The sequence below is a fragment of the Mycobacterium sp. Dal123C01 genome, assembly GCF_052566995.1.
In genome coordinates, this window is record NZ_CP199580.1 from 5,824,296 (window position 1) to 5,837,363 (window position 13,068).

The 13,068-nt window shown below is 62.9% G+C and carries 8 protein-coding genes and 1 pseudogene; 6 read left to right on the plus strand and 3 right to left on the minus strand.

The genetic code is table 11. The annotated features are described in order from the left end of the window. Window positions 1–136 precede the first annotated feature (136 nt). The 3 genes and pseudogenes from eccA to ACTXG5_RS27240 all read left to right on the plus strand — a co-directional run bounded on the left by eccA (window position 137) and on the right by ACTXG5_RS27240 (window position 3,991). A complete protein-coding gene (gene eccA, locus ACTXG5_RS27230; protein WP_445161735.1) occupies window positions 137–1,948 on the plus strand; it encodes a type VII secretion AAA-ATPase EccA in 1,812 nt (603 codons plus the stop codon). 81 nt (window positions 1,949–2,029) lie between these two features. Further along, window positions 2,030–3,004: pseudogene (locus ACTXG5_RS27235) on the plus strand (MinD/ParA family ATP-binding protein); the annotation flags it as partial. Between the two features lie 36 nt (window positions 3,005–3,040). Beyond that, window positions 3,041–3,991 (plus strand): alpha/beta hydrolase, encoded by a 951-nt coding sequence (locus ACTXG5_RS27240; protein WP_445161736.1) that lies wholly within the window; start codon window positions 3,041–3,043, stop codon window positions 3,989–3,991. A gap of 22 nt (window positions 3,992–4,013) precedes the next feature. Here ACTXG5_RS27240 and ACTXG5_RS27245 read toward each other — a convergent pair whose 3' ends face one another. Together ACTXG5_RS27245 and eccE are read right to left on the minus strand one after the other, a co-directional pair. After that, the gene (locus ACTXG5_RS27245; protein ID WP_445161737.1) at window positions 4,014–4,829 is read right to left on the minus strand and encodes a DUF5336 domain-containing protein; all 816 of its coding nucleotides are present in this window, start codon (window positions 4,827–4,829) and stop codon (window positions 4,014–4,016) included. A 73-nt stretch (window positions 4,830–4,902) separates the two neighbouring features. Further along, window positions 4,903–6,516 (minus strand): type VII secretion protein EccE, encoded by a 1,614-nt coding sequence (eccE, locus tag ACTXG5_RS27250; RefSeq protein WP_445161738.1) that lies wholly within the window; start codon window positions 6,514–6,516, stop codon window positions 4,903–4,905. A gap of 204 nt (window positions 6,517–6,720) precedes the next feature. On the opposite strand from eccE, the gene eccB reads away from it, so the two are divergent. Further along, a complete protein-coding gene (gene eccB, locus ACTXG5_RS27255) occupies window positions 6,721–8,229 on the plus strand; it encodes a type VII secretion protein EccB (RefSeq protein WP_445161739.1) in 1,509 nt (502 codons plus the stop codon). A gap of 89 nt (window positions 8,230–8,318) precedes the next feature. Here the strand turns inward: eccB and ACTXG5_RS27260 are convergent, their stop codons facing one another. Beyond that, a complete protein-coding gene (locus ACTXG5_RS27260) occupies window positions 8,319–9,476 on the minus strand; it encodes a hypothetical protein (RefSeq protein ID WP_445161740.1) in 1,158 nt (385 codons plus the stop codon). Window positions 9,477–10,174: 698 nt separating this feature from the next. Here ACTXG5_RS27260 and ACTXG5_RS27265 point away from each other — a divergent pair. Further along, a complete protein-coding gene (locus tag ACTXG5_RS27265; protein ID WP_445164620.1) occupies window positions 10,175–11,386 on the plus strand; it encodes an MFS transporter in 1,212 nt (403 codons plus the stop codon). A gap of 168 nt (window positions 11,387–11,554) precedes the next feature. Then, window positions 11,555–13,054 carry a hypothetical protein gene (locus ACTXG5_RS27270; RefSeq protein ID WP_445161741.1) on the plus strand — a complete coding sequence of 500 codons (1,500 nt, stop codon included), beginning with the start codon at window positions 11,555–11,557 and terminating at the stop codon, window positions 13,052–13,054. The last annotated feature ends 14 nt before the right edge of the window (window positions 13,055–13,068 follow it).

The window sequence follows — 13,068 nt, forward strand, 5'->3', positions numbered from 1 at the left end:
GATTCGAAACCGTCTGCCCTGCAGCTTAGTACAATCACAGTCGACCCTGCTGTAGTCATCTGTCCGGCAAACGTCGACGCCATCCGTGTCACCGTTCCCCGAACCGAGACCGAACGAAAGGGAGTTGGGGACACCGATGAGCGGTGATAACAGAAATGCGCAGCGTGTGTTCGATGCGGGGGTGCTCTCTCTCGGTATCCCGATCGACGGTCTCGAAGTCGAACGCGACCTGCACTACGCGACATTGGCATTCAAACGAGCAACCGAATATGACCCGCACATGTGCGACGCGTGGCTCGGGCGAGCCGCCACCGGCGAAACCACCGCGGAGGTGATTCACCACCTCTTTCGCACCAGCGGACTGCTCGGTCGTGAACAACGGCGGTTAGGTCTGGCGCCGCGCACACTCTGCGGCCGGTTCGAGACCGGCCTATATGTGGACTACACGCTGAGCTCGCTGACCGAAGTCACGCTGGCCTATGTGGCCAGCCTGATCCAGGGCCAGGACTACGACGAGGCCGAGCGAACGCTCGACGAACTCGTTGCGTCGGACGTAGCGATAGGCGACCTTGCCACCGAAGAGGTATGCGCCTACATGCGCGGCATCCTTCATTTCACGACTCAGCGTTGGCCCGATGTGCTTACGGCGCTGGCGACTTCGGCCTCGTTCACCGACGACTACATCGCGGCGGGCGCACATCTGATGGTGGGCTCGGCCTGTTCACAGATGGGCTTGTTCGGCGAAGGGCTGCGCCGGCTCGAGCAGGCGCTCGAGGGCCCGATCCCGGCGGCGCGGCGCGCCGCGGAATTCACCAGGGGCCTCACACTGCGGGAAATGGGCAACGAAGACGAGGCACGCAAGACCTTCGAGCGCATCTACAGCGAGGAACCGGGATTCGAGGCCAACTACGCGGCCCTGAAAGACTCAAAATACCGGCTAGTCGTGACAACCAAGGAAGTCATCGAGTCTCGCGCCGACAAATGGGACCCGAGTACCGCGGCGACGAACGCGGGCCGCGAGGCGGACGAGCTCACCGAGCGCGGCAACGAACACCTCCGCGCCGCGCAGCAAGAACTCGACCGCCAAGTCGGGCTAGGAGAGGTCAAGTTGCAAGTGGCAAAACTGCGGTCCGCCGCGCGGCTGGCAAAAATGCGCGAGGATAAGGGCCTGAGCACGGCTTCACGCAGCCTGCATCTGGCGTTCACCGGTCCGCCCGGAACCGGTAAGACCACCGTCGCCCGTGTGGTAGCTAAAACCTATTGCGGACTTGGCCTTTTGGAATCGCTTTCCGTCGTCGAGGCCAAACGACAGGATTTCGTCGGCCAACATCTGGGCAGCACCGCCATCAAAACGAGCTCACTGATCGACACCGCCATGGGCGGGGTGCTCTTCATCGACGAGGCCTACACGTTGATCCAGACAGGCCTGTCGGGTGGTGACGCATTCGGGCGCGAAGCGGTCGACACGCTGCTGGCCCGTATGGAAGACGACCGCGACCGTCTGGTCGTCATCATCGCCGGATACGACGCGGAGATCGACCGATTCCTCGCAGCCAATGAGGGCCTTGCGTCACGGTTTACTAAACGAATCCGGTTCCCGTCATACAGTCCCCCGGAACTGGGCGACATCGGACGACTTATCGCCAAATCGCGCGACTCCGAACTGTCAGCCGACGCCTACGACGAGCTGGTGACGGTGTGCACACGACTTTGCGCCCAGGAATCCATCGATCATGACGGGAAAGCCCGCAAGAGCATCGATCTCGCCGGCAACGGACGGTTTGTGCGCAACGCGATCGAAACGGCGGAAGAGGAGCGTGCCTATCGGCTCACCGAGGGCTCCGATGCCAGCTTGGACAGCTTCGATGAGGACATGTTGATGCGCATCGAAGGAAGCGACATGAAAGCGGCGTTGAGCGGCATTCTGCAGACGCTGAATCTGGGATAGCAATGAGGAGCGGCCATGATCGATCGAGATGAAATCGCCGGCAACGATGCGGCGATGATAGGGCGTCATGCGTTGGCCGACACCGAGTTCACCACTGCCACTGCCGGCGAACCGGCATGGGCGCACAGGGTGAGCACGCCGCCCGCCGACGAACTTGGCTTGGTACGTCCGGCGAAGGCAGCTCCCCGACACGGCTGGCGAAAGGGATTGCACCGCATAACCGGCGGCAAATTGAACCCTGGCGAATCCTCAGCCGACGCCAACTGGAAGGTGTTGGCCGATCGCGCAAACCAGCCGGTACGAGGCTCGTACAGCATCGCCGTGCTGTCACTCAAAGGCGGTGTCGGAAAGACCACGACCACCTTTGGGTTGGGTGCCACATTCGCATCGCTGCGGGGAGACCGCGTGATTGCAGTGGACGCTAACCCCGACTTCGGGACGCTGGCCCAACGAGGTCCGAATCAGACCCGCTCCACGGTGCGCAATCTGCTGACTGATGGCCAAATTCTTCGGTATCCCGAGATGCGCCGTCACACGTCGCAAAGTCCCAGCCGACTGGAGATCTTGGCGTCCGAACGGGATCCGGCGGTATCCGAAGCGTTTTCGGAAGATGATTATCGGACCGTGCATCAAATCCTGGACCGCTTCTACAACATCATCCTCGCGGACTGCGGAACCGGTCTCACGCATTCGGCCACCCGGGGCGTTCTCGACGTCGCTGATGCCTTGGTGGTGGTGGCCTCCCCGGCAATTGACTCTGCGCGTAGCGCATTGGCGACACTCGACTGGCTGCGGCATCACGGCTACGCCCGTTTGGTGCCCGATGCCAGAGTGGTGTTGAGCTCGGCCCGCCCGGGCGCCATGCCGATCAATATCGACCAGTTGAGCCAGCATTTTCGGTCGCGGGTGCGTACGCCATTCGTCATTCCCTACGATCACCATCTCGCCGAGGGGGGCGAGGTCTCGCTGGAACTGCTGAATCGCAAGACCCAGTACCAGTACCTGGAACTGGCCGCGTCGCTGGCCGACGAGTTCGGCCGGCAGTATCACCGGTAAACCGATATTTCCCTTCGTATCAAAGGTTTCTCGTCAATGGATTACGTCCTCGACTCCGAATTGGCCGCTTTGGCTACCGGCTTTCCCAAATTTGATCTTGCCGATCTCGCGTCCGCGCGCGAAGTTGAACGGACACTGCTCGGCCAACTACCAAAGTACGAGACACGAATCGTATTGGCGGTGCACGACATCGTGGTGCGCCGTCAGGGTGCCGAGGCCGTCCCCGTTCGGGTCTACGCACCGGCTGAACGCTCGGCCCCGGCGCCCACGCTCCTGTACCTGCATGGCGGCGCGTATGTCATGGGAGGGTTACCCCTTGCCGATTCCACCGCCCGGATGCTCGTCGATCAGGCAGGTGTCACCGTCGTGGCCGTGGATTACCGCTTGGCACCCGAGCATCCGTACCCGGCCGGCCTGGAAGACTGTTACGCGGTTCTGCAATGGGCCTGCGCCGAAGGCCGCCAATTCGGGATCGATGCGGACCGCCTGGGCGTTTTGGGTGAAAGCGCCGGCGGCGGCTTGGCGGCGGCACTGGCGCTGATCGCCCGCGACCGCGGCGGGCCGCGCCTGCTCGCCCAATTCCTCGATGCCCCAACCATCGACGACCGGCTCAACACCCCGTCCATGACGATGCTCGTCGACACGCCGGTCTGGCAGTCCGTCAATTCCCCGTACAGCTGGCGCTATTACCTTCGCGGCACCGCAGAACCCGGCAGCGCCGATGTCCCGATTTATGCCGCCCCGGCTCGCGCCAACGTGGCGGACCTATCCGGGCTCCCGCCCGCCATCGTGATCGCTTACCAAATCGATCCCACCCGAGACGAGGGTCTGGACTACGCGCGCAAGCTCATCGAGGCGGGAGTCCCCACCGAGCTGCACCACTACGCGGGGGCGTTCCACGTGGCCCACTTCACCCCGGGAACCGCCATCGGCGCCCGGATGGTCGCCGACCGCATGGCGGCCATCCGGCGAATGCTGGGCAGCTGACGAGCTCGGACCGGTTGACGAACTACAGACCGGATTGCTCGACGCCGCCTCCGCTCGCGTCCCGCTGGCGCAGCCGATCGGGATACGATTCCGGCGCAACGCGGTTCGCGCCCGGAACCCCGGTGTCGGCCGTCGATGGGGTAGCCGGGGCCGCGGCGACACCACGCGACTGCCGCGCGGTGCCAACCACGCCGTGCCGGGCGTATTTGGCTTGCATCGCAGCGAACGACTCTTGCGCGGTGTCGCCGCGCACGCCCGCGGTCGCCTCAGCCTCGGCTTGTGCGCCGGCTTGCCCAGCGGCGCTGTGCGGGGCCGAGAACAGCTGCTGATACTGCGTCGCGTAGGCCTGATAGGCCTCGGCCAGGCGCGTGTACGCCGAGTAGTCGGAAACGCCCTCGGATTCAGCCGATCCGGGCTCCCGGGACTCGCGAAGCAAGGCGCCCACAGCGGCCACTGCCTGTAATGAGTTGAGCACCACGACGACTGTCAGCGCCCAGCCGGTTTCATCAGCCTTGATCCAAACGGCTACGGCGTCTAGACAACCCGTGACCGCAAGTGCGACCACGATCCACCCGCGGGTGGCTTGGCCGGGCAGTAGTCCGACCGCTGCCACGATTGCTGCGAGCACGCTGATTCGGACCGGGTAACCAAGCAGCGTTGGCGAGCCTAGATCCACCGCAAAGGTCGCCGGGCCGAGAACGGCAGCGAGCGCCCACAGCGATCGACTTACCCCGTCCGCCTGCTCCTCCGGCGACCTGGGCCCCGATGAGTGCCAGCTCTGGGCGCTGTCTGGTCGGCCGTACCCCGCGTACGCCGAGTGCCCCTTCGTGTTGGTCATGGCCGCTCCCCGCTCGTTCGTTCGGTCGCCGTCACCGTCGATACAAGCCTCCGACTGACAAACTACTCGTACGTCAGTCCACGATGTCCAATGACGACTTGATGTAACGCATTTCGTCGTCGGTGGCTACCATCGTCACCAACGCCATGGCTGACCGGGTACCCACACGGACCAGGTCTTGATCGTGGTCGAGTAGTTGCAGTGTGACGTCGGCATCCGCCGATGGCTCGGCATGCGATGGTTTGACCACCATCGTTGTCACACCTTCTTGGACCAAATGTTCTGTGGTGCCGTCAAACATCTCCACCCGGTAGTCACGATCGGAGCCCACCCGCGTCGCATCCGAGTCGGGGTCGTTGACGCTCAACAGATCCGAATCGCCGATCTGTTCGGCCATTGTTCGCCAGACTGCGGGTCGCCGAGTATGAACGTTGACCAAGGCTCCTAACGCCAAGGAGCGCAGCACCACCTGCTGAGCCAGATGCAGGGTTCCGCATAGTTCCACTCGCTTTACTCGGGGCCCGAATAGCGGCAGTGCGACCGCCCGGCCAAGTTCGTCGGCCCCGACCACCTGCCCGCACCCCCACACCGGCAACTCGAGATCCTCCGCCGCATCAACGCCTTTCCCATGCACCCACTCTGCTACCGCCCGCCGCGGAGACGGCAGCGGGAGACTGCAGAGCAACGCGGCGTACTGCCGGCCCGACAGCTGCCCGAGATCACGCAGATGGGCACGGGTACGTCCGTAGTTGTCGAACCGCACGAGACCACGAAGTTTGATCAGATCGTTGCGATCATCGCGGCGCAACGAAACACATACGGTTGTCGAGTGACTCGGCACCGTCCACGGCACGCCGAGACCGGCAGTGGTGAACATGGACGGTTTGACAACGAAGCTGCGGAGTTGCAGACGGTCTTCGTGGCAAGCGGACCAGGTTTCATGAATGCCCCCCAGGTCCACCCCGTGCGACAGTTGCTCTGTGGCCTCGGCAATTTCAGCGGCCGTCATGATCCGTGATCGCAGTCCCGCGTCGGATAGTCGGTTGGCGACGCGTCGGGTCGCCGTCGCCGCGGTTCGCACAATCCCATCCCAACCGCCGCCCCGGTTACCTACCGCCTCCGTGCACAGTGCCGGATCCAAGCGCACCACCACCCACACCGAGCGCTGGGCGATCGCCGGCAGTGGACCCAGCACCGTGTCGTAAACGGCTCCGATCTGACCGCGGCCGTTCAATCGAGCACCCTGGCTGATCACATCAATGGAATCCACCGTGATGTCGAACTGCTGCAAGCAGTCGGCCAGCATCCGCAGGGAAACCGTCTGGCCCGAAACGGCGATTGCGGGTTCCATGATCGTTATCGCCTGGGGATCCTCCACAATGCGCACCAGTGACATCAGGAGTCTGCCGTCCCAACGGAACCCGATACGCGAGCCGTCGTGCAATTCCGCATCGAACGGCTCGAAACGTTGCACCCGCCGCTTGCGACGGCGTAGCTCGTACCAGAAGCCCAGTCGTTGGGACGTCCAGCGCGGAATCGAGTGTCCTCGGATTCGCAGCACGAGAAGCACGCCCCCGCCCAGACCGGCCGCGGCGCCGTACCAACCGGGCTTCTCCAGCACCAATGCGACAGCGATGCCTGCCGAAACGAATATCTGAAGTGCCAGCAAGGCTGATAGTGGCAGCACGCGTTGCGGCATGATCGCGGCTGTCGCGAACAACCGCCGGCAGTCCCGCCGTTCGGCCGATTGTTGATCGGTTCTATCTTGTGGTATCATTGACGGTCCTTTGTCTGCGCAGCAACTGATTTCCGCTGGCAGCCTCCGTGTTTCTGCTGCGGGTAAACTGGTTCCGAAACTTGAGCATTACGTCGAACGCTGATCGGGGCCGCCATGCCGGCGCAAGTCACCACCCGCGCGCAAGTCAACGGATATCGGCTCCTGGTGCGGAGGCTGGAACACGCCCTGATACGTGCCGACTCGCGGATGATCCACGACCCCATGCGGGGGCAGATGAGGGCGCTGCTGATCGGAATGGTCATCGCGGTGGTCATTTGCGGCGGAGCGGGTGTGCTCGCCTTCTTCAGGCCGACACCTAATTTCGGCGATTCGACGATCATGCTCAGCAAGTCAAACGGCACCATGTTCGTGCGGATCGGCGACCACCTGCATCCGGTGCTCAATCTGGCATCGGCGCGGTTGATCGTCGGAAAGAGCGACTCGCCAAAACAAGTGGACGACAAGTTCCTCAACACTCTTCCGCTCGGTCCGGCGGTCGGTATCGTCGGCGCTCCTGGCAGTGTCAACGCAGGCGATGACATGGCGACGTCGTCATGGACGGTGTGCGACTCCACACAACTAGCTTCCGCCACCGAGCAGTCCCGCGTTTCCGCGATCGAGACCACAGTGCTGGCCAATGACCCTGTGCTCAGTGAGGACATCCAAGCGGCGTCGCCCGACGAGATGATTCTGACCAGAGCCGGCGGCACCATATATCTTGTATACAACGGCGTACGGGCCGCGATCGACCCGGCCGATCCGATACTGCGTAACGCGCTGCGTCTGGCGGACAGCGAGATTCGAGAAGTTTCGCCGGGGCTCCTGAATTCCTTCCCGCTGGTACAACCGATTGTGCCGATCACCATCCAAGGGGTCGGGGAGCCAGCTAACTATCTCCCGGAGATCTACCGGGTGGGCTCGGTCCTCAAAACAGTTGACTCGCGTGGTGACCATTTATACGTCGTGCTGCGAGAAGGGTTGCAGCCCATCTCCGCTGCCACGGCAGACATCGTGCGGTACGGGAACCCGCAATCGCCAACGGCGTCGGAGCCGACTGGCATCTCACCGGCCCTGGTGAACGGCGCTCCCATCGTGCATACCTTGGCGGTTGATCACTACCCGGCGGTCCAGTCGCGGTTCGTGCGTATCGATCCGGACCGGGTGGTGTGTATGTCCTGGCAGCGCAACAACTCGACCGCCGCGGCAACGACCAGCCTACTTGTCGGAAATCGGCTGCCGTTGCCGAACGATGCGCAGCCAGTGCACCTCGCGACCGCAGATGGCGGCGGCCCCGGCCTCGACAGCGTCTATCTCAAGCCCGGGACTGGTGAATTCGTGCAGGCCACGGGGGTCGAGCCGGACAGCCGAGCCTCGGGACAGTTGTTCTACATCAACGACTTAGGAGTGCGTTTCCACGTCAGGGACGAGACAGCGGCCGCGGCGTTGGGTGTTGTCGGGGTGAAAGCGGCCAGCGGGTCGAACGATACGGCGCAGCCCGCGCCATGGCCCGTCCTGGCGCTGCTCCCGACCGGGCCCGAATTATCCCAACAGGCCGCGTTGATCGCTCACGACGGGATAGCCGCCGATCCGGAAGGGCACCAGATTGCGCCACCTAAGCAATGAGCGCGCATCGCGAAGCTGATCACCGCGAGCCAAATCCAAACAGCTGAGAGGTGTTTCCTATCAACGTTTAATGGCACATCGACAGGCGCCTAGTTGAAAAGCAGCGTGCCGGCTGCGTCGAGTTGTGCGAGAGCCTCGGCAATGTCGAACGCCTCGGGCACGCCACCGGGGAACAAGCGGTCCAAATGCCCACGCGAAGCGACCCCCGCCTCAGCGGCTTGTACGAAATCCACCGCTGCCGCAGATATATCGCTTGTCCCGAACGACGCCAAAACGACCATGATCCGATCGGCCGTGCTGGCAGCGCTGCGCACATCCGGCATAGCAGAGACGATCTCGTCAGCCGGGCCCCACGCCTCAGGGGCGTCGGCAATACCAGCCCTATACCAGTGTTGCCCGTCCCACCAGTAGCAGAACGACAGCATGCCGTCGGCGGCTCGCTCATCGAGGTAGTAGTTGTGTAGCCACGATGGCGCACCACGGTATAGCTCGGGAAACATGATTTCACCCCGGTACGCAGCGATGAGTAGTGCGGAATTGTCTGCGCCACCGGACAATACGGCACGGCCGTTAGGCAGGCGGGCCAGCGTGCACCCACCGTGATCACCGCGGTACACGCAGAACGCCGGGTCGACTCGCGGCCCCTGCGCCGCATCCGCCCCACGGCAGGCTGCCGCTAATGCCGCCATCCGCGACCACAATTCCGGCAGCGATGGAACCTCCGCGTCGGTTTCCCGTGGCGCCGTACCCGCGTCAACGTCGTTGGCCTGGGGCGCGGCCGCCTGAGCCGCCATGCGGATCTGATGACCTTCATTGGCCATGTGTGCCAAAAGCCACAACGGAGCACCAGCGCGAGGGTAACGCTCGAAATCGGCCAGATATGCCTCGCCGGGCAGCCGATGTCCCGGCGGTATGATCATCTCGCCGTAGTCGAAACCCACCGTCAGGGTCCCGTCGCGATCAACGTCGATCAGCAGCCTGAGCCACGGCCCCTGCTCACTCATCGTCAACTCGCGATGTGTCCACGCCCGCTGCACCGCACCAGTTGCGACCGGCACCCCAACGACACCACCCCGGGTTACAGCTACGGCGTCAACGACCTCTTGGTCATCGGCCATGCTGAAAACCATGTGCATCGACGTGAAATCGGGCGCCGCACTTTCGGCGAGGATCTCCACGATCTCCTCCACCAACATCCGCGGATCCACCACGGACTCCGTCGACGTCTCTTGATCAGACCCAGTCACGACGTATGCATCCGATCACCGATTCACTCAGTTGATAGCACTATTCGGATGCCACGGTACCGGCAAGCGGGCCTTCGCGTTCGGCCGCTTGACGGAGGGGTGACGCATGGCAGAAATTCAGCTTCGCTGAAATGGCTGTGGCACAACCTGTTTAGAGAATAGCGGGTGCTGGCCAACCCGGACAGGTGATCAGGTCCACGGGCACCGGCACGGACAGATCGGCGGGAACGACTTATATCGTTTTTTAGTCCGCTTGGGTAGTTTGTTTCGCCACTAGACACCATTAGGTAATGACTAAAATTCTCTTAGCTATATGGTTTTAGCTCCTAGTGACCAGGTCGCTCGCCCTGCATTAACATCTTTGCTAAGACCGCAGAACTGCCAGCGTGGTGCAAAGTAAGCCCGTGCTCGGGAATGGGTACACCGACTGTGACCTATGCGATGAAACACACTCAGCGACAACTAATTCCACTACCTTGTGGCGGTAGTCACGCAGCGCGCCGGTCGGCGGAGTAGCAGTCAAGTCGCGGACGAGGTCGTGTTACCACGCTGAAGGGGCTGTATTTCAATATCATTTTGTTTGCTGCGGATTGCTTCCAACAATCGGGGGTTGAATTATCGAATTAACGTGACACGATGCTGACGTGGTGACAACTCAACGGCTTAACGCTGATCAGCGAAACTCGTTCATCGCGGCGATGTTGGGCTGGACGATGGACGCCTTCGATTACTTCATCGTGGTGTTCGTCTACGCCGATATCGCCAAGACTTTCCACATCAGCAAGGCCGAGGTCGCCTTCGTCACGACCGCCACCTTGGCCATGCGCCCGGTGGGCGCCTTGCTGTTTGGGCTCTGGGCCGACCGGGTCGGTCGGCGGCTCCCGCTGATGGTGGACGTGATCTTCTACTCCATCGTCGGCTTCCTGTGCGCATTCGCGCCCAACTTCACCGTGCTGATGATTCTGCGGATGCTGTACGGCCTCGGAATGGGCGGCGAGTGGGGGCTGGGTGCCGCGCTCGCGATGGAAAAAGTCCCCGTCGAGCGGCGCGGCTTTTTCTCCGGGCTACTACAGGAGGGCTACGCACTCGGCTATCTACTGGCCAGTGTGGGATCGCTGGTGGTGATGGATTGGCTGGGGTTGTCGTGGCGTTGGTTGTTCGCGCTGTCCATCGTCCCGGCCCTGATCAGTCTGATCATCCGCTACCGGGTGCAGGAATCCGAGGTATGGGAAGCCGCCCAGGACCAGATGAAGGTCACCAACACCAAAATCCGTGACGTGCTGCGCAACGGCGCCGTCGTCCGCCGGTTCTTCTACCTGGTTGCCCTGATGACGGCGTTCAACTGGATGAGCCACGGCACCCAGGACGTCTACCCGACATTCCTGGGCGCGCACACCAACCACGGCGCCGGTCTGGACAGCGTGACGGTCAAATGGATCGTGGTGGTCTACAACATCGGCGCCATCATGGGGGGGCTGTTCTTCGGCACGCTGTCCCAGCGGTTCAGTCGCCGCTACACCGTGATCTTCTGCGCGATCCTCGGACTACCCATCGTGCCGCTGTTCGCGTTCTCCCACACCGCCGCCATGCTGTGCCTGGGCTCGTTTTTGATGCAGGTCTGCGTGCAAGGCGCCTGGGGAGTGATCCCCGCACACCTCACCGAACTATCCCCCGACGCCATCCGCGGCCTCTACCCCGGGGTGACCTACCAACTCGGCAACCTACTCGCCGCATTCAACCTGCCCATCCAGGAACACCTCGCCGAAACACACGGCTACCCCTTCGCACTCACCGTTACCATCATCCCGGTGCTCTGCGCCGTCGCCTTCCTGACCTTCATCGGCAAAGACGCCACCGGTCTACGCTTCGGCACCACCCAAAGCACCTTCCTTCCAACAGAAATGACGTGACCTAAAGAAGCGCAATACCGCGCTGCAGCTCTAGATGGGGGCCGCTCCTGGCGCAAATCAAAAACTCGAGCCGAAAACCTTTGAAGTTCCCGGCCGTTGGGCAGCGAGTCAGTGATTCATGTCTGGATGGCCGAACCGTTTTGCCACTGGCGTCTGACGGAGGTGTTCATGGGAGGAACCACGCCCGACCAAGGAGGGTCAGAGTCGCAGTTGAAACCGCCTGGTGTGGCGGCAGAGTCAGCGGACTCTCTGGTGTTGGTGGAGGAAATCGTCCGCATGCTCGCCGAGAATGCGCCGCCTGATTCCTCTGGTCTGCATGCCGTGTTCAGCATTGCCGGTAACGAAGAGATCGTCGATGTGGTTGCCGACACCCCCGACGGCGTCGCGTGGGTGCCGGTCGAGATCGGGGCAGTGGAGCGAGCGCGGGCGCATCGTGAACTGACAATGGACGAACGAGGCCCGTGGCTGAGACTGCTGCTTGACGTCGACCGCAACGGCAGGTTGCAGCTTGGACTCGACTACGGCGACGTGGCGATCCCGCAGGGACATCAGCTATCCGGTAAGGCGTATCTCGCCGATCTGGAGCAGTACCCGCGCGCCGACATTGCGCTCTGGTTGATGGCGTACATCGTTGACGAGGGTCTGCAGCTGCGCACTGCGGCTCAAGCGGCAGCCGACGCCGCCAACCGAGTCACCGCGGCCACGGTGCCGCGGCAGGCCGATGATGAGGTCCCTCCGCTGCCCGCTCTGTGGTCGCGGTTGGCCGCACTGGCAGCGGTATGCCGCGGTTCTGACGCCCCGGGCGGAGCGCGCACCGACGGCGCGTATTGCGTGTACCGCAGCGACAGCGGTGCCAGCACGCTCGCTCGTCTGCCGGACGGCCGGGCGGTATTGTCTGGTGGCGCCGACGATTCAGTGCTTCTCAAGGCGGCGTATCGGGGTGCGATCGAGTTTCCTCAGCTGTACCGGGGCGCACCGCGCTGGATCCATAATTTGTATCTCGACGAGCGCGCCTGGTCCGGGCTGTTGTCCTTCTGCTACTGGTGGGACGGGCACCATTGGTATCGGGCCGAGATCACTGAGCGGCCTCAGCCGTGGAGCGCGGCCGACGAGATCGTCCCTGCGATGCCCGACGTGTGGACCGACAACAGTACGGCCGACCTGATTGTCGATGTGTTGACCGCCGCCGGGATGGCCGAGCGGAGTGAGGTTGCCTCGGCAGCCGGGGAATTCGTACATGCCGCCGAGGCGCGGATTTCCTCGCTGTCGTATCTCGACCGATTACTTCCGCACCGAACCCGCGCCGAGTTCGACATCGCCGAAGCTCTGGCTCAACTCGACTCGGCGGGTGTGTTGCTCCCTGCCCATGTGCCCATCGACGCAGAGGCCGCCAAGCAGACCGTCGCGGAGTACTGCCGTGCCAACGCGATCAACAGCCCCGACCATCCGATAAGCCGTCTTGTCGCGACACGCATGGACGCTGGCTGGCGAGTCTCCATTCCGGTAGCCGAAGGTGAGACCGCCTCCGGCGAAACGGTTTTCCTCGTCGCCGATGACCGTGTGACGGAGGCGGAGCCGTCAGGGCCGCCTGGCGAGGCGGCGTTCGCATTCGCGGCGCGCTATGCGTCGAGGCTGCGCGGCGCTTTGGCAAGCGACGACCTTGACTAGACAAATCACCACTC

Excerpts from the sequence above, each read along its gene's own strand:
- eccA (WP_445161735.1), top strand. The coding sequence starts at position 137 with ATGAGCGGTGATAACAGAAATGCGCAGCGTGTGTTCGATGCGGGGGTG.
- ACTXG5_RS27240 (WP_445161736.1), top strand. The coding sequence starts at position 3,041 with ATGGATTACGTCCTCGACTCCGAATTGGCCGCTTTGGCTACCGGCTTT.
- ACTXG5_RS27245 (WP_445161737.1), bottom strand. The coding sequence starts at position 4,829 with ATGACCAACACGAAGGGGCACTCGGCGTACGCGGGGTACGGCCGACCA.
- eccB (WP_445161739.1), top strand. The coding sequence starts at position 6,721 with ATGCCGGCGCAAGTCACCACCCGCGCGCAAGTCAACGGATATCGGCTC.
- ACTXG5_RS27265 (WP_445164620.1), top strand. The coding sequence starts at position 10,175 with ATGTTGGGCTGGACGATGGACGCCTTCGATTACTTCATCGTGGTGTTC.
- ACTXG5_RS27270 (WP_445161741.1), top strand. The coding sequence starts at position 11,555 with ATGGGAGGAACCACGCCCGACCAAGGAGGGTCAGAGTCGCAGTTGAAA.